Consider the following 22019-nt stretch of genomic DNA (forward strand, 5'->3'; position numbering starts at 1 on the left):
TTGTCGCTGTTCACCCGCATTGCGGTGCGCGGCGCGGCGCGGCTACGATGGTTTCCCCGTGATTGCACAGGAGACTTCATGCCCGTGATCCTGGTCGCCAACCCCAAGGGCGGCGTTGGAAAAAGCACGCTGGCCAGCAATATTGCCGGCTACTACGCCCGCCAAGGGCATGCGGTGATGCTGGGCGATGTCGACAGCCAGCAGTCGGCACGCCAGTGGCTGGATCTGCGCCCGGCGCAACTGCCGGCGATCCAGAGCTGGGATGTCGACGTGAAGGGCATACTGAAGCCGCCCAAGGGCGTCAGCCATGTGGTGCTGGACACACCGGCCGGCCTGCGGGGCAAGAAGCTCGCGGCTGTCTACGCGCTGGCCGACAAGTTGCTGATTCCGCTGCAACCCAGTCTTTTTGACATCCAGGCGACATACGGATTCCTGCAGACCCTGCAAGATCTGCGGGCGCAGTCGGGCGGCAAGAGCCCGCAGCTGGCCTTGGTGGGCATGCGCGCGCGTGAAGGTACGCTGTCGGCCCAGCAACTGCAGCAGTTCGTGCAAGGGCTGGCGCTGCCGGTGCTGGGCATGCTGCGCGACACCCAGAACTATGTGCAACTGGCGGCCCGCGGTCTGACCCTGTGGGACGTCGCTCCCAGCCGGGTCGAGCGCGATCTGGCGCAATGGCAGGCGCTGGGAGACTGGCTGGACCACTAGACGATGCGGACTTTCGAACGCCTGGCCGATCTGGCCGGCCTGCAGGGGCAGGAAATCGGCCTGAGCGACTGGATCGAGGTCGACCAGGCGCGCATCCAGCGCTTTGCCGATGCCACCGACGACCAGCAATGGATACATACCGAACCCGCCCGGGCGGCGGCCGGGCCGTTCGGCACGACCATTGCCCATGGTTTCCTGACGCTGAGCCTGCTGCCGGCCTTTTTCGACAGCGGTTTTCAGGTGGCGGACAGCCGCATGGGCATCAACTACGGCCTCAACAAGGTGCGTTTTCCGGCGCCGGTGCCGGTGGGCAGCCGCTTGCGGGCGCGTTTCACGCTGCTGTCCTACGAACCCATCGAGGGTGGGGCCCAGCTGGCGGTGCAGGTCAGCGTCGAGGGCGAGGGATTGGCCAAGCCGGTCTGCGTGGCGGAGTCGCTGACGCGACGCTATCGCTGATTTGTCCGCAGTGCGAACTGATGCGGCTGCGATATCCCCCATGAGGGTTGTGCCCAAGCCCGGGGCCCTTGCCTATGATCCAGCCCCAACACCATGCATACCGCTAAGCATGTCGCCAATCTTGATGAAGGGGCCGAGCATGAAAGTACTGCTCATTGATGATCACCCGCTGATCCTGTCGGCCCTGCAGACCGTCATCGAAGGCCTGGGTGACGATGTCCAGGTGGTCGGCGCCGACAGCGCCGCCGCTGCCCGGTCGACGCTGAAGCAGCAGGATGATTTCGATCTGGTGCTGCTGGACCTGCAACTGGGCGATGCCAGCGGCTTCGATCTGCTGGAGGAATTCCGCGCCGCCTACCCGGCCCTGCCGGTGGTGGTGATCTCGGCCTCGGACCGTGCCAGCGATGTGATCCGTTCGATCGACCAGGGTGCGATGGGCTTTGTGCCCAAGCGCAGCAGCACCGAGATGCTCTCGCAGGCGCTGCGTCTGGTGATGTCGGGTGGCATCTATGTGCCGCCGATGAGCCTGGGCAATGAGGTGTCGTCCGCTCCCGAGCCGGCGCCGGCCCAGCAGCGTATGCAGCAGATCCAGCAGGCCGCCAGCGAGTCGGCCTACCAGACCACCGGCGGGCTCGAAGGCCTGTCGCTGACGCCGCGCCAGACCGATGTGCTGGCCTTGCTGCTGCAAGGCAAGCCCAACAAGATCATCGCCCGCGAGCTGGGCGTCTCGGTCGAAACGATCAAGGACCATGTGGCCGCCGTGCTGAAGGCCGTGGGGGGCAGCTCACGCACCCAGGCGGTGCTGGCGGTGGGGCAGATGATGCAGCGCCAGCCCGAGACTCATTTCTCGACTTGGCGCGCCGCTCAGGCCTGATCGGTCTCGAACAGCGGCTCGGGCAGCGGTTCGGCCACACTCGGTGAGTAGGCCAGGCGCACATAGATAGGCGCGAAGGCCTCGGCTTGTGTGATCTCCAGCAGGCGCTCGCGCGCCAGCTCCAGCAGCGCAATAAAGGTCACGACCAGCACCTGCGGCCCGCGGCTGACTTCGAACAGCTGCTCGAACTCGACGAAGCGCTGGCCCTGCAGCCGGCGCAGCACGATGCTCATATGCTCGCGCACCGACAGCTGTTCGCGGGTGATGCGGTGGTGCTGGTTCAGCTTGGCGCGCTTGAGGATGTCCAGCCAGGCCTCGCGCAAATCATTGGCCTCGACATCGGGAAAGCGCGGCTGCAGCGACTGTTCGATATGCACCTGCGCACGCAGAAAGTCGCGCCCCAGCACCGGCAGCGCGTCCAGCTGGGCGGCGGCCAGCTTGATGCGCTCGTATTCCAGCAGGCGTCGCACCAGCTCGGCGCGCGGGTCTTCGGGCTCGGCGCCGTCCTCGGTCTTCTTCGGCGGCAAGAGCATGCGCGACTTGATCTCGATCAGCATCGCCGCCATCAGCAGGTATTCGCTGGCCAGCTCCAGATTGCTCTTGCGCAGCTGGTCGACATAGCTCAGGTACTGGCGCGTCACATCGGCCAGCGGGATGTCGAGGATGTTGAAGTTCTGCCGCCTGATCAGATAGAGCAGCAGGTCCAGCGGACCCTGGAAGGCCTCCAGAAAGACCTCCAGCGCATCCGGCGGGATGTAGAGGTCCAGCGGCATCTGGAACAGCGGCTCACCGTAGAGGCGGGCCACAGCGACGCCATCCACCGTCAGCGGCGGCGCGGCGGCGGCCGGCTCGGCCGGCAGGGAGGGCAGCGGCGTGTCGCTCAAGCCGACGCTCCTGGACGGGCGGGTTTTCAGTCGCCCTTGGTCTGGTAGACGTAAGGTTGCTGGGCGATCTTGGCTGCGCGGAAATCGGCCTGGGCCTGGCGGTCCACCGGCTTGTCCCACAGCAGGGCACGGCCGGCGCGCTGTTCTTGTTCCAGCGTTGGCTTCTTGGCCTTCAGCTCATCGATGAAGCTGCTGACTTCGGACTTGTAGGGCTTCCAGAACAGGGGCATGGCGGGCGCAATTGGCTGCAAAAAGGGTGATTTTACAGGCCCGCTTGCCGACAAGCGCCACGCCAGGCGGTCAAATCGGCATGAATGCCGTCCGGCCCCAGCGCCTCGGCCAGCCCGCCGCGCGCAATCAGGCTGGCAGGCTGCTCGTTGAGGCCGCACAACACCAGACGCTGGCCCTGCCGCGCCAGCGTGCGCTGCAGCTGGACCAGCGCGTCCAGCCCCGAGGTGTCGATCGAGATCAGCTGATGCAGGTCCAGCACCAGGGTGTGACAGCCGGCCGGCAGGGTCTCGGCCAGACCCTCGACCTTGCCGACCGCGCCGAAGAACAGCGCGCCATAGACCCGCATCAGCTGGGTGCCGGCGATCTCGCTGGGCAGTGGCTCGACGCGAAACAGCGTGCTCATCCGGTAGATAAAGAACAGGCAGGCCAGCACCAGGCCGACCTCGACCGCCACAGTCAGATCGAACACCACGGTCAGCACAAAGGTGCCGAGCAGGATGGTGCGGTAGGGCAGGCTGAAGCGGCGCAGCCGCGCGAACTCATGCCACTCGCCCATATTCCAGGCCACCACCAGCAGGATGCCGGCCAGCGCCGCCAGCGGCACGTACTCGGCCAGCGGTGCGGCCAGCAGCACGATCAGCAGCAGGGTGGCGGCATGCACCATGCCGGAGACCGGGCTGTTGCCGCCGGCGCGCACATTGGTGACGGTGCGGGCGATCGTGCCGGTGGCCGGGATGCCGCCGAAAAAGGGCACGACCATATTGGCCACACCCTGGGCCATCAGCTCCTGGTTCGGGTCGTGGCGGGGCAATGCGGTCATATTGTCGGCCACCCGGGCGCACAGCAGCGACTCGATCGCGCCGAGCAGGGCGATCGTCACGGTGGGGATGAAGAGCTGCTTGGCACTGCTCCAGCTGAACTCGGGCAGGGCAAAGCCGGGCAGGCTTTGCGGGATGCCGCCAAAGCGGCTGCCTATGGTCTCCAGCGGCAGGTTCAGGCCCTGGGCCAGCAGCGTCGCGCCGACCAGCGCGATCACCGTGCCCGGCAGCTGGGCCATCAGCCGGTGTGTGCGCTGGCGCCAGGGGCCATGGCCGCGCTGCATCTGGTAGGTCTTGGGCCACAGCAGCACCACGCCCATGCAGCCCAGGCCCAGCAGCAGGGCCCAGGGGTTGACGCTGTGCAGATGGCGGCTCAGCGCGGCGAGCTGGCCGAAGAAGTCGGCCGGCATCTGCGCGATGTCCAGCCCCAGCAGATCCTTCAGCTGCGACAGCGCGATCAGGACCGCGATACCGTTGGTGAAGCCGATCACGATGGACACCGGGATGTAGCGCACCAAGACGCCCAGGCGCAGCAGGCCCATCAGCACCAGCAGGCCGCCGGCCAGCACGGTGGCGATCAGCAGATTGGCCAGGCCGTAGCGCTGCACGATGCCGTAGACGATCACGATGAAGGCGCCGGCCGGCCCGCCAATCTGCACATTCGAGCCGCCCAGGGCCGAGATCAGAAAGCCCGCGATGATGGCGGTGACCAGGCCCTGCTCGGGCTTGACGCCCGAGGCGATCGCGAAGGCAATGGCCAGCGGCAGCGCGACGATGCCCACCGTGATGCCGGCGCCGAGGTCGGCGATGAAGCGCTGGCGGCTGTAGTCGCGCAGTGCACTCAGTGCGCGCGGCTGAAAGCGGTGCAGCGGCGGCATCGTGTGATGTCGGCCGCCCGTGGTTCAGCGCACCCGCATGCCGGGTTGGGCGCCCGGGAAGGGCTCCAGCACAAAGATGCCGGGATTGGTCTTTTCGTCGGCGTGGCTGGCGGCCAGCACCATGCCTTCGCTGATGCCGAACTTCATCTTGCGCGGGGCCAGGTTGGCGACCATCACGGTCAGCTTGCCTTCGAGATCTTCCGGCTTGTAAGCGCTCTTGATGCCGGAGAAGACATTGCGCAGGCGGCCCTCGCCGACATCCAGCGTCAGGCGCAAGAGCTTGTCCGAACCCTCGACGTGCTCGGCCTTGACGATTTTGGCGATGCGCAGATCGACCTTGGTGAAATCGTCGATCTTGATCTCGGGGGCCAGGTCTTCGCCACCGGGCACGATCTTCGGTGCGGCTGGGGGCTCGAACAGGGCTTCCAGCAGCTTGGGGTCGACACGCTGCATCAGGTGTTCGTAGACGCCGATCTGGTGGGCACCGAGCGCGCGGGCGCTGTCGGCGAACTGCATCGGCTCGACCTTCAGGAAGGTTTCGACCTTGGCGGCCAGCGCCGGCAGCACCGGCTTCAGATAGATGGTCAGCAGGCGGAAGGCTTCGATGCAGACGCTGCAGACATCCTGCAGCACCGCGTCGGCGCCTTCCTTCTTGGCCAGCTCCCAGGGCTTGTTCTGGTCCACATACTCGTTGACCTTGTCGGCCAGCAGCATGATCTCGCGCAGCGCCTTGCCGAGTTCGCGCTCCTCGTAGAGCTCGGCGATGGTGTCGGAATGGGCGCGCAGCGTGTCCAGCAAGGTGCGGCCTTCGACGCCCAGGTCGGCCGACAGATGACCGCCAAAGCGCTTGGACAGGAAGCCGGCGGCACGGCTGGCGATATTGATGTACTTGCCGACCAGATCGCTGTTGACGCGGGCGACGAAGTCCTCGGGATTGAAGTCCACATCCTCGACCTTGGCGTTGAGCTTGGCGGCCAGGTAGTAGCGCAGCCATTCGGCATTCAGCCCCAAGCTCAGGTACTTCAGCGGATCCAGGCCGGTGCCGCGGCTCTTGCTCATCTTCTCGCCGTTGTTGACGGTCAGGAAGCCATGCACGTAAACATGGTTCGGGGTCTTGCGGCCGCTGAAATGCAGCATCGCCGGCCAGAACAGCGTGTGGAAATAGGTGATGTCCTTGCCGATGAAATGGATCTGCTCCACCGACTCGTCGGCCATGAAGGCGTCGAAGTCGCGGCCCAGCTTGCCGAAATAGTTCTTCAGCGAGGCCAGGTAGCCGATCGGCGCGTCCAGCCAGACATAGAAATACTTGCCCGGCGCATCGGGAATCTCGATGCCGAAGTAGGGCGCGTCGCGGCTGATGTCCCAATCACCCAGGCCGCCCTTGCCCTCGTCGTCCTTGGTGAACCATTCCTTGATCTTGTTCAGCACCTCGCTCTGCAGCCGCCCCGGGGTCTGGGTCCACTGCTCCAGGAACTCGATGCAGCGCGGATCGCTGAGTTTGAAGAAGTAGTGCTCCGAGCTCTTCATCACCGGCGTTGCGCCGGTCAGCACCGAGAACGGGTTCTTCAGCTCGGTGGGCGTGTAGACCGCGCTGCAGACCTCGCAGGAATCGCCGTACTGGTCCTTGGCGCCGCACTTCGGGCACTCGCCCTTGATGAAGCGGTCCGGCAGGAACATGGACTTCTCGGGGTCGAAGAACTGCTCGATGGTCTTCACCGAGATCAGCTCATTGGCACGCAAGGCCTTGTAGATTTCCTTGGAGAGCTCGTGGTTCTCCGGGCCATCGGTCGAGTGCCAGTTGTCGAAGCTGATGTGGAAGCCGTCCAGATAGGTCTTGCGGCCGGCCGCGATGTCGGCCACGAACTGCTGCGGCGTCTTACCGGCCTTCTCGGCGGCAATCATGATGGGCGCGCCATGGGCGTCGTCCGCGCCGACGAAATGCACCTCCTGCCCGCGCATGCGCTGGAAGCGCACCCAGATATCGGCCTGGGTGTATTCCATGATGTGGCCAATATGGAAGTTGGCGTTCGCGTAGGGCAGGGCGGTGGTGACGAAGAGCTTGCGAGTCATGGCGGGCGAGTACGGGCAAAAACGGGCAGAGGGAAACAGGGCCGGCGTCGCATGGCGGTCGCCATGCGGGAGCAAGATTTTAGGTGCCGGCGCCGCGCGGCTGGGCGCGGCCTGCGGCCAGTACCAGGTCAGCCCTTGTTGGGCTCGGCGGCGGCCTCGCCGTCGGCCGGGGCTGCCGGGGCATCGGCGCCACCCGCATCGGGCTCATCCTGGCCGCCTTGAACACCACCGCTGAGCTTGCGCTGGCGCTTTTCTTCGTTCTTGCGTTTCTTTGCCAGCTCGCGTTGCCGTTTTTCGTATGAGTAATTGGGTGTTGCCAAGGCCGACTCCTTCGGTGGCTTGCGACATGCAAGCCCAGTCGCCACTGTAACCGCAGCGCCGATCCCCATCGCGCCCGCTACGCCGGGGCTCGCGCCGGCCATGTGGATAACTTTGTGGGCAAGCGGGGCTGTTTTCGCTAAGTGCTTGAATTTGCTGGTACTGCCTTGGCGCTGCTGTCGATTGCTGCGGCGCGGCATCGTATGCAAATCAAGCACTTGGCCCGCTTTTCGGCATCGCTTCGGCGGGTGCATGCTGCCGGCATCCGGTCGTCACGCAATCGCAACAATTGGGGATAAGTCAAGGCTTGGCGATTAAATTTCTTGTCTGGTTCGTCTGGCGTGGCGCCTGGCGCAAGATCGTCGCCCTGACTCGCCGTTGCCGACGATTTTCACTTGACCAGTTAGCACCAGAAGCTCAACTCGACATCAAAGATCACGCTTAAGGTCTTGATTTGTAAGGCTTGGTGAAGCTATCCACTTCTTCTGTGGATAACTTTGTGGAGAACATCGGTGCAGCGGCGCTAAACCCTTGATATGCCGCGCTTGCGCTTGGCTTGCCGATTTTTTGAGCAGGCGATACGGCTCTATATGAATCAATGACTTAGCGCGCTTTCGGGGAAACGTGCAGATGCAGTGCAGCATGAGCGCCAGCATCCGGCAGCGACTCGGGAGGTGCTGGCTGTTTGGGGATAAGTCAAGCCCTGATGTTGAAATAGCTCATGCGCTGTCCACCGCTGATGTGGACAAGTTTGTGAACACCGCTTCGATAGCCGGGCTAAGTGCTTGATTTGCCAGTCTTGTTCTTGCTCTGCCTGCTTTTTAAGCAGGCTGCGGGTGCGCCCCGAAAGAGGCCTGCCTCGCCTCCCGCTAAAATCACCGCTTTGCACAAGATAAGCCACTGCTCATGGTCCAGGCACTAGAGGGAAACAACAACGCCGGCAAACCTGCGTCCAGGGCCCATGAGGTGTTTGAACTCAAGAGCGCGTCACTGAGTCTGCTCACGCTGGTGCTGAAGACCGGCGATCTGACGCAGCTGTCGGCTGAGTTGCGCCAGCGCCTGGGCGGCACGCCCGAGGTGTTCAACCATGACCCGCTGCTGATCGATTTCTCGCAGCTGCCGCAGACCGAGCCCGGCAACGAGCCGGGCCAGGCCCAGCTGAGCCTGGACGCCGAGCCGCCTATCGATCTGCCCGCCCTGCTGGCCTTGCTGCGCGAGTACCGCATGCAGCCGGTGGCCGTGGTCGGCGCCGGCCCGGGCCTGCTGGCGCGCGCGCTGGCCTTGGGGCTGGCCGAGGCGCCGGAGCCCGAGCCGGTGGCGCCGCGCGCCGAAGCGCGGGTCGAGACCGTGGTGCAGGAAGTGGTGCGCGAGGTCGTGCACGAGGTGGTGCGCGAGGTGCCCGGCGATGCGGTCAAGACCCTGGTGATCGACAAGCCGCTGCGCTCCGGTCAGCAGGTCTATGCCAAGGGCGGCGATCTGGTCGTGCTGGCCCTGGTCAACCATGGCGCCGAGGTGATCGCCGACGGTCATATCCATGTCTATGCGCCGCTGCGCGGCAAGGCCATCGCCGGCGCGCGCGGCAACACCGACGCGCGCATCTTCGCCACCAGCATGGAGGCCGAGCTGATCGCGATCGCCGGCATCTACCGCACCACCGAGAACCCGCTGCCCGACACCGTGTTCGCCAAGCCGGCGCAGATCCGGCTGGAGGGCGAGAAGCTGGTGATGGAGCCGCTGAAACTGTGATGGATGTTGAAAATCTTCCGGGCCAGGCAAGACCTGACCCTCTACTGAAAAGGACTTGAATCGATGAGCAAGATCGTCGTAGTGACTTCCGGCAAGGGTGGGGTCGGCAAGACCACCACCAGCGCCAGCTTTGCAACCGGTCTGGCCCTGCGCGGCTACAAGACGGTGGTGATCGATTTCGACGTGGGCCTGCGCAATCTCGACCTGATCATGGGTTGCGAGCGCCGCGTGGTCTATGACCTGATCAATGTCATCAATGACGAGATCAAGCTGAGCCAGGCCCTGATCAAGGACAAGCAGCTCGACAAGCTCTTCATCCTGGCCGCCTCGCAGACCCGCGACAAGGACGCGCTGAAGCAGGAGGGCGTCGAGCGCGTGCTCGAAGAGCTCAAGGCGATGGAGTTCGACTACATCATCTGCGACTCGCCGGCCGGCATCGAGACCGGCGCGCTGATGGCCATGCACTTCGCCGATGAGGCCCTGGTCGTGACCAATCCCGAGGTCTCCTCGGTGCGCGATTCCGACCGCATCCTGGGCATGCTCAACAGCAAGACCAAGCGCGCGATCGAGGGCAAGGAGCCGATCAAGGAGCATCTGCTGATCACGCGCTACAACCCCAGCCGGGTCGAGGGCGGCCAGATGCTGTCGCTGGAAGACATACACGAGATCCTGCGCACACCGCTGATCGGCGTGATCCCCGAGTCCGAGGTGGTGCTGCAGGCCTCCAACCAGGGCCTGCCCGCCATCCATATGAAGGGCAGCGAGGTGGCCGAGGCCTATGCCGATGTGGTGGCGCGCTTCCTGGGCGAGGACAAGCCGATGCGCTTCATCGAGGCGGTCAAGCCCGGCTTCTTCAAACGCCTGTTCGGCAGCAAGTGAGGGAGGCCACGATGGGATTCCTGTCCTTCTTCCTCGGTGAGAAAAAGAACACCGCCAGCGTCGCCAAGGAGCGGCTGCAGCTGATCCTGGCGCATGAGCGCAACGGCCGCAGCACCAGCCCCGATTACCTGCCCCAGCTGCAGCGCGAGCTGGTCGCGGTGATCTCGAAGTACGTCTCCATCAACCCGGACGACATCAAGGTGCATATGGAGCGCGAGGGCAACTTCGAGGTGCTCGAAGTCAAGATCGAGCTGCCCGAGCCGAATCGAGCTTGAATCCAGGCCGCCGAAGCGGCCTCAGGCCTGCCGGTGGCGGGCCTGCTCGCGCAGCATGAAGAGGTAGAGGCTCTCGACCTTGGCGCGCGCCCAGGGTGTCTTGCGCAGGAACTTCAGGCTGGAGGCCACGCTGGGATCGCTCTGGAAGCAGCGGATCGCGATGCGCTCACCGAGCTCCTGCCAGCCGAAATAGTCGGCCAGCGCGGTGACGATCATCTCCAGGGTCTTGCCTTGCAGCGGATCCTTGTTGGGCGCGTCACTCATGGTCGAATTGCTGCCAGTTCTTGCCCTTGAACTGGGCGTAGTAGGTCTTGATCTTGCGCATATCGACCTCGACATCGCCGCTGGGCGTGAATACGGGCCCGAGGCCGCTGAGCTTGCGCGGGTAGTCCATATAAGCCATCACGATAGGCACCTGGGCCTGGTGGGCGATCCAGTAGAAGCCGGTCTTCCAGTAGCGCGTCTTGCTGCGCGTGCCCTCGGGCGGCACGATCAGCTGCACCGGCCCATCGGCCCGGCGCAGCGCCTCGGCCGAGGCGGCCACCAGATTGCTGGACTGCTCGCGGTTCACCGCGATGCCGCCCAGCCAGCGCATCAGGCCGCCGAACGGCCAGCGAAAAATCTGCTGCTTGCCCATCCAGTAGATGTTCAGACGCAGCGCGAACGCCACCATCAGCGTGTAGGGCAGGTCCCAGTTGCTGGTGTGCGGTGCGGCAATCAGCACGCATTTGGGCTGCTCGGCCGGCAGCGTGCCGGCAAGCTTCCAGCCGCGCAGCCTCAGCCATGCCAGAGACAGGGCGCGCAGCGCGGTGTTGACGACAGGCGTGGTGAAGATCGTGCGGTGCATGAGGAGCCGTGATCCCGGCAAAGCCAACGATTGTCCTACGCCTGTGCACTTTTATTGAGCAGACTAGCGCAAAGCCTGTGAAATCAATCACTTGGCGCCGGCATGCGCAGGCTGTGCACGGACTTGTCCACAGTTCGCAGGGACAGTTCAGGCGCGCAGCCGGAAACTGGCCACCGCGTCCACCAGCTGCGCGGCCTGGTCCTTCAGGCTCTCGGCCGCCGAGGCCGACTGCTCGACCAGCGCGGCGTTCTGCTGCGTCATCTGGTCCAGCTGATGCACGGCCTGGCCGATCTCGGACAGGGTCAGGGCCTGGTTGGCGCTGGAGCTGGAGATCTCGCCGATGATGTCGGTCACGCGCTTGACGCTGTCGACCACCTCGCGCATGGTGCTGCCGGTTTCGCCGACCAGGCGGCTGCCGCCCTCGACGCGCTCGACCGAGGCCGAGATCAGGGTCTTGATCTCGCGCGCCGCCTGGGCGCTGCGCTGTGCCAGCGCGCGCACCTCGCTGGCCACCACAGCGAAGCCGCGGCCCTGCTCGCCGGCTCGGGCGGCTTCCACCGCCGCGTTCAGCGCCAGGATATTGGTCTGGAAGGCGATGCCATCGATCACGCCGATGATGTCGGCGATCTTGCTGGACGATTGCTGGATCTCGCTCATCGTGCTGATGACCTGCTCGACCATTGCGCCGCCGCGGCCGGCTACGTCCGAGGCTGTCTTGGCCAGGCCGTCGGCCTGGCGCGCCGCCTCGGCATTGAGCTTGACGCCTTCGCCCAGCTGGGCCATCGCGGCGCCGGTCTGCTCCAGGCTGCTGGCGGCCTGCTCGGTGCGGTTGGACAGGTCCAGATTGCCGCTGGCGATCTCGGTGGAGGCCAGCCGCACCTGCTCGGCCGCGCGGCGCACGCCGGTGATGGTCGTCGACAGGCTGCCCTGCATATGGAGCAGCGCGCCATTGAGCTCGGCCAGCTCGTCACGGCCTTCGGCACGCGTGGTCGCGGTCAGGTCGCCCTCGGCGATGGCCCGGGTCAGGCTCTGCGCCCGGGCCAGCGGCGCGGTCACCGAGCGGGTGATGGCCACCGCCACGCCCAGGCCCAGCAGCACGGCCAGCAGCATCAGGCCGGTCACCAGCTGTCGGGTGGTCTGGGCCTCGGCCTCGGCCTCGCGGCGCGCGGTCTGCAGCACCTCGCGGGTGTAGTCGGCATAGCTGTTGATGGCCGCCAGATAGGTCTCCATCGCCGGGATCAGCTCGGCCGCGACGCGGGCCTGGATGTTCTCGCCGGCCTTCTTCAGCTTCATCAGGTCCTCGCGCGAGGCCTGGTATTTCTTGCGCGTCTCGGCGATCACATCGGTCAGCCGGTCGGCCTCGGGCGTCTTGCTGATCTTGTCGAGCTCGGCCTGGACCTTGTCGATGCGCTCGGACACTTCCTTGGAGCGACGCGTCAGCGCCTTGACGAAGACCTCGTCATCGACCGCCATCGAGACGATGCGACGCTGGATGCTGCCCTCGCTCATACCGGCCCATTGGCGTGACAGGTCCAGCGCCTGCATATCGACCTCGACCAGACGCTCGATGCGCTGGTTCAGCATCGCGACCCGCACGATGCCGACGGTGGAGGCCACCATCATCAGCAGGATGACCAGGGCGAAGCCGGCCAGCACGCGGGTGCGCAGGCGCCAATTGTTGAGTTTGAGCATGGGAGGGGCAGGGGCGGGGTTTGAATACCGCGATGCTGACCCAGCCGCCGCCGCTTCGATCGGCGGAACAAAGGGTTAACCAGAGGGTAGTCCGGCGCTACAGCGGGGCATCGAACAGATTGACGGTGGCCGGCGCCTCCAGCGTCAGCGCGCTGCGCGCGCAGGCCACACAAGGCAGTATCCAGCCTTCGGCCTTCTCCTCGCGGCTCAGCCCGGGCCATTCGATGCGGTAGTCGATCTGCCCGTCCAGCAGGCGGGCGATGCAGGCCCGGCAGGTCCCGTTGCGGCAGGAATGGGGCATGCGCAGGCCCATCTCCAGTGCGGCCAGCAACAGGGTTTGTTCGGGCGCGGCATCGAATTGCCAGCCCTGCGGCCGGATCTCGACCGGGAATGCAGCAGTCATGCTGGCATGATGCCTGCTCCCCGACCGACAGAGCGCCATGAACGAAACCCCGAAGACCTTTTTTGCCACCGAAGCGCGCCGCCATGTGCTGCGCACCTTTGTCACCGGCTTCCTGACCGTGCTGCCGCTGCTGGCCACCTTGGCCTTGATCGGCTGGGTGGGATCGATGCTCTTGAGCTTCATCGGCCCGGACAGCTGGCTGGGTCATGGCATCGGCCTGCTGACCCTGGGTCTGATCGAATCGCAGGGCATGGCCTATCTGCTGGGGCTGGCGCTGGCGATGGGGCTGATCTATCTGCTGGGCCTCGTGGTCGAGACCCAGTTGCAGCGCCGGCTGAAGACCGGCATCGAGGCGCTGATCGCGCGCATCCCGGTCATCAGCACGGTCTACGACCTGCTCAAGCGCATGATAGAGATGCTGTCCAAGCGCGACGAGGCCGGCGTGCGCTCGATGGCGCCGGTGTGGTGTCATTTCGGCGGGGTCAAGCCGGAGGGCGGGGCCCTGGTGCTGGGCCTGCTGTCCAACCCGGAGCCGGTGCTGATCGACGGGGTCGCCTATGTCGCGGTGATCGTGCCGACCGCGCCGGTGCCGGTCGGCGGCGGCCTGCTGTTCCTGCCCACCGAATGGGTGCGGCCGGCCGAGATCGGCATGGACGGGCTGACCAGCCTCTATGTCTCGATGGGCGTCACCAGCTCCGAGGTGCTGGGCGCGAAGGTAGCGGCCAAGCCCGTGGCCGATGCCTGAGACAATACGGGGCTGTCTCCACAAGAGCCTCCCATGATGCAAGCCCAAGAGTTTTTCGACGCGCTCAACCGCGACTACCTCCAGGTCCACAAGACCAAGGAAGACCTGTTCTGGTCCACCTATACGGCCACCAGCGAGGACCACGCCGGCTTCGCGGCCGCCGAGGCGCGTTACAAGGACTTCATCTCCGACCCGGCGCGGCTCGCCGCAACGCGCACCCATCTGGCCGCCGTGCAGGCCGAGCCGGCCGGGCCGGCGCGCGATGCGCTGCTGCATGGCTTGCAGGGCTGGCTGGCGCTGTTCGAGGCCCATATTGTCGACAAGCCGGAGGGCCAGGCCTTGATGCGCGAGCTGATCGTGGCCGAGGCCGCGCTGTTCGCGCAGAAGAAAGAGCTCGCGCCCACCCATCTGAATGAGCGCGGCGAGCGCGAGGTGGCCACGCTGAGCATGCTGGCCACCAATATGGCCAGCAACCCCAGCGAGGCCGCGCGCCGCAGTTCCTACGAGGCCTATGGCGAGATCGAGCGCTGGGTGCTGGACCATGGCTTCCTGGACCTGGTGCGGCTGCGCAACCGCTTCGCGCGCTCGCTCGGCTTTGCCAACTACTTCGAGCTGAAGCTGCGCAAGAACGAGCGCATGACACCGGCGGCCTTGTTCGAGATCCTCGACGACTTCGTCGCCCGCACGCAGGCCGGCAATGACCGGGCCCTGGCGGCCCTGGTCGCCGCGCAGGGCGCAGCGGCGCTGCAGCCCTGGAATCTGCGCTACTTCAGCGGCGGCGATGTGGCGCGCCGCATGGACGAGTACATGCCCTTCGGCCCGGCTCTGCGCCGCTGGGTGCAGAGCTTCCGGCGCCTGGGCATCAGCTATCGCGGCGCCACGATGCAGCTGGACCTGCTGGCGCGCGAGGGCAAGTACCAGAACGGCTTCTGCCATGGCCCGATCCCGGCCTACGTCGACGCAGCGGGACGCTGGGTGGCCGGCCAGATCAATTTCACCGCCGAGGCCAAGCCCGACCAGGTCGGCAGCGGCCTGCGTGCGATCAACACCTTGTTCCACGAGGGCGGCCATGCCGCGCACTTCGCCAATGTGGTGCAGAACTCACCCTGCTTCTCGCAGGAGTTCGCGCCCACCTCGATGGCCTATGCCGAGACGCAGTCGATGTTCTGCGACAGCCTCTTGAACGACGCCGACTGGCTCAAGCGCTATGCCCGCAATGCCGCTGGCGAGGCCATCCCCGATGCGCTGATCCGCGAGCGCATCGCCAGCCAGCAGCCGATGCGGGCCTTCGATGAGCGCGCGATCGCCGTCGTGCCTTATTTCGAGGCCGCGCTCTATGCGATGGACGATGCGGCGCTGACGGCCGAGGCCGTGCTGGCGCTGGCCCGCGCGACCGAGTTGCGCGTTCAGGGCGTGGCCGCCGGCCCGCGGCCGCTGCTGGCGATTCCGCATCTGCTCAACCAGGAATCGGCCGCCTCCTACCAGGGCTATCTGCTGGCCCATATGGCGGTCTACCAGACCCGCGCCCACTTCCTGCGCGAGCATGGCTATCTGGCCGACAACCCGGCCATAGGCCCGGCGCTGGCCGAGCACTACTGGGCGCCCGGCAACAGCATCGATCATGATGCGACCCTGCGCCGCCTGACCGGCGAAGGCTTCTCGGCCCGCTATCTGGCCGAGGCCTGCAACGAGTCCGTCGACGAGGCCTGGGCCCGCGCGCAGCAGGCGATGGCGGCGGCCAGCGCGCGTGGCGAACCGGCGGCCGGCCTGCCGGCACTGGACGCGACGATACGCATCGTTCACGGCGCCGAATTGCTGGCCGACAGCAGCGAGGGTGAGGACGCGATGTGCGAGCGCTTCGAGCGCTGGGTCGGCGAGCATTACGCGAGGCCCGGGCTGCAGTGAACCCGCCGCTGAAGTACCTGGCCGGCTATCCGGCCGAGCTACAGGCCCAGGTGCAGAGCATGATCGAAGCGGGCAAGCTCGGCGAGTATCTGCAGCGCCGCTATGCCGACACGCACGAGGTGCGCAGCGACAAGGCCTTGTTCGACTACACCCAGGATTTGAAGCAGCGCTTCATGCGCAATGCCGAGCCGCTGAACAAGGTCTGCTATGACGCCAAGCTCAAGATCATCCAGCACGCGTTGGGCACCCACACTCGCGCGCAGAACGCGCAGGGTGCCAAGCTGAAGACGCGCCGCGAGATCCGCATCGCCACGCTGTTCCGCGAGGCCCCGGCCGACTTCCTGCGCATGATCGTCGTCCACGAGCTGGCGCATATCAAGGAGCTGGAGCACAACAAGGCTTTCTATTCGCTGTGCCAGCATATGGAGCCGAACTACGGGCAGCTGGAGTTTGATCTGCGGCTGTGGTTGACGCAGCAGGAGCTGCCGCAATGATTCTGCTGGCGCCCATGGAGGGCTTGCTTGATCACATGCTCCGCGACGCGCTGACCCGCGTCGGCGGCATCGACCGCTGCGTCTCCGAGTTCATCCGCATCACCGATATGCTGATGCCCAACCGCGTCTTCACCCGCATCGTGCCCGAGCTGCTCAATGGCAGCCGGACCGCCGCCGGTGTGCCGGTGCGGCCGCAACTGCTGGGCTCCGATCCGGTCTGCATGGCCGAGAACGCGGCCAAGCTGGCGGCGCTGGGCCCAGAGGGCATTGATCTGAACTTCGGCTGCCCGGCCAAATGCGTGAACCGCCATCGCGGCGGCGCGGTGCTGCTGGACGAGCCCGAGCTGATCGCCCGTATCGTCGGCGCGGTGCGCCGCGCCGTGCCGGCCCATCTGCCGGTCTCGGCCAAGATGCGGCTGGGCTATCTGGACGATTCGAAGACGCTGGATTGCGCGCTGGCCATGGTCGAGTCCGGCGCCGAGGAACTGGTGATCCATGCCCGCACCAAGGCCGATGGCTACAAGCCGCCGGCCTACTGGGACCGCATCGCGGCGGTGCGTGCCGCGGTCCAGGTGCCGGTGATCGCCAATGGTGAGATCTGGACCGCCGCCGATGCCGAGAACTGCCGCGCCCAGTCGCGGTGCGAGGACTTGATGGTGGGCCGGGGCATGGTGGCTGATCCGGGGCTGGCGCTGGCGATACGCAGCGCTGCAGCGCTGCCGCTGCCCTGGGCTCAGCTGCTGCCGCTGATGGAGGTCTTCTGGGGCCAGGTGCGCCGCCATGTCGAGACCCGCCATCAAGCCGGCCGGCTCAAGCAATGGCTGAACTATCTGAAGCGCCGCTACCCCGAGGCCGAGCAGGCCTACTGGCGGGTGCGCACGATCAACGAGCCCGGGCAGCTGGAGCGAGAGTTCTTCGGCTGGGCGCCGATCAAAGAGGCCGCATGAGATTCGCCCTGCACAAACTGCTGCTGGTCTGGCTGCTGCTGATCACGGCCGCCGCCTGGGCCCAGGACCCGGTCGACACTGATGCGACGCTGGACAGCGCGCGCACCCAGCTGGAGCAGATCCGCAAGCGACTGGGTGGCGATGTCCGTGACGGCAAGCCGCTGGGCGATGCCGAGCTGGCCGACTTTCGCCGCCAGCTGCTGGCGCTGCAGCAGCGCGCCGAGGCGATTGCCCTGGAGCAGGCGCCGCAGTTCGACAGCGCGCAGGCGCGTCTGGCCGAGCTCGGGCCGGTGCCGGCCGAGGGCAGCGAGGCCGGCGATGTGGCCGAGCAGCGCCGTGCGCTGAAGAAAAGCAGCGAGCTGCTGGACACCCGGATGAAGTTGGCGCGGCTGCTGGCGCTGGAGAGCGAGCAGTTGTCCGACGAAGTGGGCGGGCAGCGCCGGGCGCGCTTTCGGGCCGAGCTGTTCGAGCGCACCGACTCGGTCCTGGCGCCGAGTTTCTGGAACGATTTGCGCAGCGGGCTGACGCGCGACACCGCGCGGCTGCAGCAGTTCAAGCAGCGCCTGAGCGACGCAATCGCGGGCAGCTCGGGGGCGCGCTGGCTGGCTCTGGCGGGCATGCTGCTGGCAGCGCTGGCGCTGCGCGTCTGGCTGGGTCGCTGGCTGACCGAACTGGCCTCGCAGCGCACGCCGCCGGGCCGCGTGCGGCGCTCGCTTTACGCGGTGCTGCAGACCCTGCTGGCCATGCTGGTGCCGGGTGTTGCCGCCTATGCGCTGGCCCTGGGGCTGAGCGAGAACCTGGCCGACGGCGACCCGCTGCGCCCGCTCTTGGCCAGCAGTGTCGGCGCGGTATGTTTTGCCGCCTATATCGCCGGCCTGGGCCACGCGCTGCTGACGCCGCGCCGGCCCTCCTGGCGCCTGTTGCCGCTGCCCGACTCGGTGGCCTTGGGCCTGCGCTGGTACCCGACCCTGATCGGTGCGGTCACCTTCGTCGGCTGGTTCATGCAGCGCCTGAGCGGCGGCCTGTCGCTGAGCCTGGCCATCGAGGTGGCGGTCAATGGCGCGTATGCGCTGGCCCTGGGTGCGGTGCTGGTGCGCACCGTGCATCGCGGCGAGCAGCTGCGCCGTCGCGCGATGGCCGAAGCCGACGCCGAGCAGGCGACCGATGACGCGCGCCCGACCTGGCTGACGCTGAGCCTGGTGGCTGTCTGGGGCATTCTGGTGCTGGCCTTGCTGGGCATCGTGGTGGGCTATGTCGCGCTGGGCAGCTTCGTCGTGCGCCAGATCACCTGGATTGCGGTGCTGGCGCTGAGTGCCTATCTGCTGAACCTGCTGATCGACGATGCCGCCACCACCTGGCTGATCGACGATGACGAGTCCTTGGGCGAGACCCGGCCCCGGCCCGGCCGCGCGCTGCGCAACCAGGCGGTTGTGCTGGGCTCTGGCGCGCTGCGGTTGACGATCTGGCTGCTGGTGCTGGTGCTGATCCTCGCGCCGTTCGGCGAGAGCCCGGCCGATCTCCTGCAGCGCACCGACCAGCTGCGTGAGGGTATTGCCGTCGGCGAGCTGCAGCTCAAGCCCACCGCGCTGCTGCAGTCGCTGCTGGTCTTCCTGCTGGCCTTGCTGGCGCTGCGGGCGCTGAGGTCCTGGCTCAGCGAGCGCTTCCTGCCGACCACCTCGCTGGATGCCGGCATGCGCAGCTCGGTCACCACCTTGCTGAGCTTTCTGGGCACCGTGGTGGCCATCGGCCTGGGGCTGTCTGCCATCGGCCTGGAGCTGGAGAAGGTGGCCTGGATCGCCAGCGCGCTGTCGGTGGGCATAGGCTTCGGCCTGCAGGCGGTGGTGTCGAACTTCGTGTCCGGGTTGATCCTCCTGGCCGAGCGGCCGGTCAAGGTTGGCGACTGGGTGGTGCTGGGCGGGCCCGGGCCCGGCTTCGAGGGCGACATCCGCCGCATCAATGTGCGCGCCACCGAGATCCAGATGGGCGACCGTTCCACCGTGATCGTGCCCAACTCCGAGTTCATCACCAAGATCGTGCGCAATGTGACGCATCAGAACCCGGTCGGCCTGGTGCAGATCAAGCTGCCGATGCCGCTGGACTGCGACACCGCCAAGGTCAGCGAGATCCTGCGCCGCGCCTTCGAAGAACACGACGATGTGATGGACACGCCGGCACCCAATGTGCAGCTCGACGGCATCGACAAGGGCCAGCTGGTGTTCAACGCCACCGGCTTCGTCGCCTCGCCGCGCCAGAGCTATGGCGTGCGCAGCGCCTTGCTGTTCCGGGTGCTGCAAGACCTGCGCGAGGCCGGGGTGCCGCTGTGGCAGACGCCGAGCCTGGTGCTGCGCGAGGCCCCGCCGCCCGAACCCCCGCCTTCCGAACTGCCTCCCAAGCAAGAGCCATGAGCACCTCTTCGAGCAACAGCCGCCTGGTCTATTCCACCGACAGCGGCCGCACCTGCCCCAGCTGCCGGCAGGCCGCCGCCGACTGCCGCTGCAGCAAGACCAAGCCCATCCCCGCCGGTGACGGCATCGTGCGCGTCTCGCGCGAGACCAAGGGCCGCAAGGGCAAGGGCGTGACCCTGATCAAGGGCCTGGCGCTGGACGAGGCCGCGCTGACCGCGCTGGCCAAGCAGCTCAAGGCCAGCTGCGGCTCCGGCGGCACGGTCAAGGACGGCGTCATCGAGATCCAGGGCGACCATCTGGAGACCGTGATGGCCCGGCTCACGCAGGCCGGCCACAAGGTCAAGAAGGCCGGCGGCTGAGGGCTATCTGCCCCTGAAGATGCGCGCCGCCAGCACGCTGGCCGCCAGCACCAGCAGCGCGCCGGCCATCGCGCTGAGCTGCAGCGATTCGGTGAAGACGGCCCGGGCCGCGCCCAGCAGCTGCTCGCCGGCCTGGCCGCCGTGCTGGCTGGATAGTGCCTCGGCCGCCGCGATGGCGCCGCCCAGCGTGGCCAGGCTGGCCTCGCCCTCGCGGGCCGACAAGCCGGCCGGCAGCGCGCCGGCGAGCTGGGCCCGGTAGTAGAGGCCGCCCAGGCTGCCGAACACCGCCACGCCGAGCGCGGCACTGAACTCCGAAACGGTTTCCGAGATCGCCGAGGCCGCGCCGGCCCGCTCCGGCGGCGCCGAGCTGATGATCATTTCATTGCCTATCGTGAACACCGGTGCCAGCCCCAGGCTCATCACGATGGTGCCCGGCACCAGCCAGAGCAGGCCGCCGCTGGCCAGGCCGACCATGCCGAAGCCCAGCGCCGCGACCACCAAACCCCACACCACCACGGCCACCGGCGGCCAGTGCCGGGCCAGCCGCGGCGCTAGCAGCGAGCCGGCGACGAAGGACAAGGCCCAGGGCAGCGTGGCCAGGCCGGCCTGCAGCGGCGCCAGGCCCAGCACCAGCTGCAGATACTGGGTGATGAAGATATAGACCCCCATCATCGCCAGGCAGGACAGGCCGTAAGCCGTGATCGCGGCCGAAAAGCGCGGCAGCGCGAACAGCTTCAGGTCCAGCAGCGGATAGCTGAGCCGGCGCTGGCGCCGCGCAAAGGCCCAGGCAATGGCCAGCCCGCCCAGCAGCAGCGCGGCCGCCGGCCAGCTGGGGCCATGCTCGGCCGTCCACTTCAGCGCCAGCACCAGGCTCAGCGCGGCCAGCAGCGACTGCGCCGCACTGAGCAGGTCCAGCGGCCCGGCGTCCGGATCACGGTACTCGGGGAGCAGGCTGGGGCCGAGCAGCAGTAACAACAGCATGACCGGCACTGCGACGAGGAACACCGAGCCCCACCAGAAGAACTGCAGCAGCACGCCGCCGACCAGCGGGCCGATGGCCGCGCCGACCGAGAAGCTGGCGATCCAGATGCCGATCGCGAACTGGCGCTCGTGCGGGTCGTGGAACATGTTGCGTATCAGCGACATCGTCGATGGCGCCAAGGTCGCGCCGGCCACGCCCAGCAGGGCCCGCATCGCGATCAGCATCGCGGTGCTGTTCGAGAAGGCCGCGATGATGGAGGCCAGGCCGAAGGCGGCCGCGCCGATCAAGAGCAGCTTGCGCCGGCCGATGCGGTCGCCCAAGGTGCCCATGGTGATCAGAAAGCCCGCCACCATGAAGCCGTAGATGTCGACGATCCACAGCAGCTCGGAGGCCGAGGGTTTGAGCTCGGTGCTCAGCGAGGGCAGGGCCAGATTGAGCACCGTCAGGTCCATCGAGTAGACCAGGCAGGGCAGGGCGATCACGGCCAGGCCGGTCCATTCGCGGCGGCCGGCTTTGGGGGGAGCGGTATCGATGGGGTTCATGGCGTTTCTTGTTCGTACACCAGCATCGCGGCGGCCAGGTCTTCCAGCGCGCTGCCGACCGACTTGAACACCGTGCGCTCATTGGCGCTGGTCCGGCCGCTGCGCAGCCGGCACAGCGCGGCCAGGTCGCCGCGCACATCGGCCGCGCCGATGACGCCGTTGGCCAGCGGCTGCAGCAGATCACCGCTCTTGCGCAGCGCCTCGTCGGTGTCCACCCATAGCGAGGCGCCGGCGAAGCAGGCGTCGTCGGCCTCGCGCATGGCCGGGGTGAAGCTGCCGATCAGGTCCAGATGGCTGCCGGGGCGCAGCCATTCGCCGCGTATCAGCGGCTCGGTGGCGAGGGTGGCACAGCTGACGATGTCGGCCTCGGCCACCGCGCGGGCCAGATCCGGCACCGCTTCAATGTCGATGCCCGCACCGAACTGCCCGGCCAAGGCCGCCGCCGCCTCGGGTCGGCGCGTCCAGACCCGCACCCGCTCGATGGTGGGCAGCACGGCGCGATAGGCCTCGGGCAGCAGTGCGGCCACCCGGCCGGCGCCGACCACCAGCAGGCTGCGCGCATCC

22 protein-coding genes and 1 pseudogene are annotated in these 22019 nt (G+C 66.9%); 12 read left to right on the forward strand and 11 right to left on the reverse strand.

Features of this window, described 5'->3' with window-relative positions; all coding sequences use genetic code 11:
• Nucleotides 1-78: 78 nt before the first annotated feature.
• The 3 genes from PO768_RS15175 to PO768_RS15185 all read left to right on the forward strand — a co-directional run bounded on the left by PO768_RS15175 (nucleotide 79) and on the right by PO768_RS15185 (nucleotide 2035).
• Nucleotides 79-705: a ParA family protein gene (locus tag PO768_RS15175; RefSeq protein ID WP_272646719.1), complete on the forward strand. Its 627-nt coding sequence runs from the start codon at nucleotides 79-81 to the stop codon at nucleotides 703-705.
• A gap of 3 nt (nucleotides 706-708) precedes the next feature.
• On the forward strand, nucleotides 709-1161 hold the full coding sequence (locus tag PO768_RS15180) for a MaoC family dehydratase (RefSeq protein ID WP_272646720.1): 453 nt from the start codon (nucleotides 709-711) through the stop codon (nucleotides 1159-1161).
• Between the two features lie 139 nt (nucleotides 1162-1300).
• On the forward strand, nucleotides 1301-2035 hold the full coding sequence (locus PO768_RS15185) for a response regulator (RefSeq protein WP_272646721.1): 735 nt from the start codon (nucleotides 1301-1303) through the stop codon (nucleotides 2033-2035).
• On the opposite strand, the gene PO768_RS15190 is transcribed toward PO768_RS15185, so the two are convergent.
• The 5 genes from PO768_RS15190 to PO768_RS29290 all read right to left on the reverse strand — a co-directional run bounded on the left by PO768_RS15190 (nucleotide 2026) and on the right by PO768_RS29290 (nucleotide 7488).
• Nucleotides 2026-2919 (reverse strand): segregation and condensation protein A, encoded by an 894-nt coding sequence (locus PO768_RS15190; RefSeq protein WP_272646722.1) that lies wholly within the window; start codon nucleotides 2917-2919, stop codon nucleotides 2026-2028. The two genes, PO768_RS15185 and PO768_RS15190, sit on opposite strands and share 10 nt — an antisense overlap.
• Before the next feature lie 26 nt (nucleotides 2920-2945).
• Nucleotides 2946-3149, reverse strand: coding sequence for a DUF3460 family protein (locus PO768_RS15195; RefSeq protein ID WP_137943247.1), 204 nt, complete (start codon nucleotides 3147-3149; stop codon nucleotides 2946-2948).
• 32 nt (nucleotides 3150-3181) lie between these two features.
• Nucleotides 3182-4846 (reverse strand): SulP family inorganic anion transporter, encoded by a 1665-nt coding sequence (locus PO768_RS15200; protein ID WP_272646723.1) that lies wholly within the window; start codon nucleotides 4844-4846, stop codon nucleotides 3182-3184.
• 24 nt (nucleotides 4847-4870) lie between these two features.
• The gene (gene metG, locus PO768_RS15205) at nucleotides 4871-6916 is read right to left on the reverse strand and encodes a methionine--tRNA ligase (RefSeq protein WP_272646724.1); all 2046 of its coding nucleotides are present in this window, start codon (nucleotides 6914-6916) and stop codon (nucleotides 4871-4873) included.
• Between the two features lie 128 nt (nucleotides 6917-7044).
• The gene (locus PO768_RS29290) at nucleotides 7045-7488 is read right to left on the reverse strand and encodes a hypothetical protein (protein ID WP_442953239.1); all 444 of its coding nucleotides are present in this window, start codon (nucleotides 7486-7488) and stop codon (nucleotides 7045-7047) included.
• A gap of 652 nt (nucleotides 7489-8140) precedes the next feature.
• On the opposite strand from PO768_RS29290, the gene minC reads away from it, so the two are divergent.
• The 3 genes from minC (at nucleotide 8141) to minE (ending at nucleotide 10134) form a co-directional block, all read left to right on the forward strand.
• Entirely contained in the window at nucleotides 8141-8980 is an 840-nt protein-coding gene (gene minC, locus PO768_RS15215; protein WP_442953240.1) for a septum site-determining protein MinC, read from the forward strand.
• 63 nt (nucleotides 8981-9043) lie between these two features.
• Nucleotides 9044-9859, forward strand: coding sequence for a septum site-determining protein MinD (gene minD / locus PO768_RS15220; RefSeq protein WP_137943243.1), 816 nt, complete (start codon nucleotides 9044-9046; stop codon nucleotides 9857-9859).
• A gap of 11 nt (nucleotides 9860-9870) precedes the next feature.
• Complete coding sequence (gene minE, locus PO768_RS15225) at nucleotides 9871-10134, forward strand: cell division topological specificity factor MinE (RefSeq protein WP_137943242.1); 264 nt, start codon at nucleotides 9871-9873, stop codon at nucleotides 10132-10134.
• Between the two features lie 21 nt (nucleotides 10135-10155).
• On the opposite strand, the gene PO768_RS15230 is transcribed toward minE, so the two are convergent.
• From PO768_RS15230 to PO768_RS15245, 4 genes are all read right to left on the reverse strand, one after another.
• Nucleotides 10156-10398, reverse strand: coding sequence for a VF530 family DNA-binding protein (locus PO768_RS15230; protein ID WP_137943241.1), 243 nt, complete (start codon nucleotides 10396-10398; stop codon nucleotides 10156-10158).
• The gene (locus PO768_RS15235; RefSeq protein ID WP_272646725.1) at nucleotides 10391-10981 is read right to left on the reverse strand and encodes a lysophospholipid acyltransferase family protein; all 591 of its coding nucleotides are present in this window, start codon (nucleotides 10979-10981) and stop codon (nucleotides 10391-10393) included. The genes PO768_RS15230 and PO768_RS15235 overlap by 8 nt, the downstream gene beginning before the upstream one ends.
• Before the next feature lie 147 nt (nucleotides 10982-11128).
• Nucleotides 11129-12673 (reverse strand): methyl-accepting chemotaxis protein, encoded by a 1545-nt coding sequence (locus tag PO768_RS15240; protein ID WP_137943239.1) that lies wholly within the window; start codon nucleotides 12671-12673, stop codon nucleotides 11129-11131.
• A gap of 97 nt (nucleotides 12674-12770) precedes the next feature.
• On the reverse strand, nucleotides 12771-13076 hold the full coding sequence (locus PO768_RS15245; RefSeq protein WP_137943238.1) for a 2Fe-2S iron-sulfur cluster-binding protein: 306 nt from the start codon (nucleotides 13074-13076) through the stop codon (nucleotides 12771-12773).
• A 37-nt stretch (nucleotides 13077-13113) separates the two neighbouring features.
• Here PO768_RS15245 and PO768_RS15250 point away from each other — a divergent pair, with 37 nt between their 5' ends.
• Genes PO768_RS15250 through PO768_RS15275 form a run of 6 tightly spaced genes read left to right on the forward strand, consistent with a single transcriptional unit; the run spans nucleotide 13114 to nucleotide 19931 of the window.
• Complete coding sequence (locus tag PO768_RS15250; protein WP_137943237.1) at nucleotides 13114-13821, forward strand: DUF502 domain-containing protein; 708 nt, start codon at nucleotides 13114-13116, stop codon at nucleotides 13819-13821.
• Between the two features lie 33 nt (nucleotides 13822-13854).
• Entirely contained in the window at nucleotides 13855-15726 is a 1872-nt protein-coding gene (locus PO768_RS15255; RefSeq protein WP_272646726.1) for a M3 family metallopeptidase, read from the forward strand.
• Nucleotides 15723-16220 carry a M48 metallopeptidase family protein gene (locus PO768_RS15260; RefSeq protein WP_272646727.1) on the forward strand — a complete coding sequence of 166 codons (498 nt, stop codon included), beginning with the start codon at nucleotides 15723-15725 and terminating at the stop codon, nucleotides 16218-16220. The genes PO768_RS15255 and PO768_RS15260 overlap by 4 nt, the downstream gene beginning before the upstream one ends.
• Nucleotides 16217-17167 carry a tRNA dihydrouridine synthase gene (locus PO768_RS15265; protein WP_137943235.1) on the forward strand — a complete coding sequence of 317 codons (951 nt, stop codon included), beginning with the start codon at nucleotides 16217-16219 and terminating at the stop codon, nucleotides 17165-17167. Before PO768_RS15260 ends, PO768_RS15265 begins: the two co-directional genes overlap by 4 nt.
• Nucleotides 17164-19572, forward strand: coding sequence for a DUF3772 domain-containing protein (locus tag PO768_RS15270; RefSeq protein ID WP_272646728.1), 2409 nt, complete (start codon nucleotides 17164-17166; stop codon nucleotides 19570-19572). The genes PO768_RS15265 and PO768_RS15270 overlap by 4 nt, the downstream gene beginning before the upstream one ends.
• Nucleotides 19569-19931 carry a translation initiation factor Sui1 gene (locus PO768_RS15275; RefSeq protein ID WP_137943233.1) on the forward strand — a complete coding sequence of 121 codons (363 nt, stop codon included), beginning with the start codon at nucleotides 19569-19571 and terminating at the stop codon, nucleotides 19929-19931. Before PO768_RS15270 ends, PO768_RS15275 begins: the two co-directional genes overlap by 4 nt.
• 3 nt (nucleotides 19932-19934) lie before the next feature.
• Here the strand turns inward: PO768_RS15275 and PO768_RS15280 are convergent, their stop codons facing one another.
• Entirely contained in the window at nucleotides 19935-21455 is a 1521-nt protein-coding gene (locus PO768_RS15280) for an MFS transporter (protein WP_272646729.1), read from the reverse strand.
• Nucleotides 21452-22019 (reverse strand): annotated as a pseudogene (locus PO768_RS15285) (ornithine cyclodeaminase family protein); the annotation flags it as partial. The pseudogene PO768_RS15285 and the gene PO768_RS15280, both read right to left, overlap by 4 nt.

The sequence above is a fragment of the Paucibacter sp. XJ19-41 genome, assembly GCF_028462495.1.
Taxonomy (GTDB): Bacteria; Pseudomonadota; Gammaproteobacteria; order Burkholderiales; family Burkholderiaceae_C; genus Roseateles_E.

Bases quoted from the DNA above. Each gene is read 5' to 3' on its own strand.
- PO768_RS15180 (WP_272646720.1), top strand. From the start codon at position 709: ATGCGGACTTTCGAACGCCTGGCCGATCTGGCCGGCCTGCAGGGGCAG.
- PO768_RS15255 (WP_272646726.1), top strand. From the start codon at position 13,855: ATGATGCAAGCCCAAGAGTTTTTCGACGCGCTCAACCGCGACTACCTC.
- PO768_RS15200 (WP_272646723.1), bottom strand. From the start codon at position 4,846: ATGCCGCCGCTGCACCGCTTTCAGCCGCGCGCACTGAGTGCACTGCGC.
- PO768_RS15275 (WP_137943233.1), top strand. From the start codon at position 19,569: ATGAGCACCTCTTCGAGCAACAGCCGCCTGGTCTATTCCACCGACAGC.
- PO768_RS15245 (WP_137943238.1), bottom strand. From the start codon at position 13,076: ATGACTGCTGCATTCCCGGTCGAGATCCGGCCGCAGGGCTGGCAATTC.
- PO768_RS15270 (WP_272646728.1), top strand. From the start codon at position 17,164: ATGAGATTCGCCCTGCACAAACTGCTGCTGGTCTGGCTGCTGCTGATC.
- minD (WP_137943243.1), top strand. From the start codon at position 9,044: ATGAGCAAGATCGTCGTAGTGACTTCCGGCAAGGGTGGGGTCGGCAAG.
- PO768_RS15230 (WP_137943241.1), bottom strand. From the start codon at position 10,398: ATGAGTGACGCGCCCAACAAGGATCCGCTGCAAGGCAAGACCCTGGAG.
- PO768_RS15175 (WP_272646719.1), top strand. From the start codon at position 79: ATGCCCGTGATCCTGGTCGCCAACCCCAAGGGCGGCGTTGGAAAAAGC.
- minC (WP_442953240.1), top strand. From the start codon at position 8,141: ATGGTCCAGGCACTAGAGGGAAACAACAACGCCGGCAAACCTGCGTCC.
- PO768_RS29290 (WP_442953239.1), bottom strand. From the start codon at position 7,488: ATGCACCCGCCGAAGCGATGCCGAAAAGCGGGCCAAGTGCTTGATTTG.
- PO768_RS15250 (WP_137943237.1), top strand. From the start codon at position 13,114: ATGAACGAAACCCCGAAGACCTTTTTTGCCACCGAAGCGCGCCGCCAT.
- PO768_RS15235 (WP_272646725.1), bottom strand. From the start codon at position 10,981: ATGCACCGCACGATCTTCACCACGCCTGTCGTCAACACCGCGCTGCGC.
- minE (WP_137943242.1), top strand. From the start codon at position 9,871: ATGGGATTCCTGTCCTTCTTCCTCGGTGAGAAAAAGAACACCGCCAGC.
- metG (WP_272646724.1), bottom strand. From the start codon at position 6,916: ATGACTCGCAAGCTCTTCGTCACCACCGCCCTGCCCTACGCGAACGCC.
- PO768_RS15240 (WP_137943239.1), bottom strand. From the start codon at position 12,673: ATGCTCAAACTCAACAATTGGCGCCTGCGCACCCGCGTGCTGGCCGGC.
- PO768_RS15280 (WP_272646729.1), bottom strand. From the start codon at position 21,455: ATGAACCCCATCGATACCGCTCCCCCCAAAGCCGGCCGCCGCGAATGG.
- PO768_RS15185 (WP_272646721.1), top strand. From the start codon at position 1,301: ATGAAAGTACTGCTCATTGATGATCACCCGCTGATCCTGTCGGCCCTG.
- PO768_RS15195 (WP_137943247.1), bottom strand. From the start codon at position 3,149: ATGCCCCTGTTCTGGAAGCCCTACAAGTCCGAAGTCAGCAGCTTCATC.
- PO768_RS15265 (WP_137943235.1), top strand. From the start codon at position 16,217: ATGATTCTGCTGGCGCCCATGGAGGGCTTGCTTGATCACATGCTCCGC.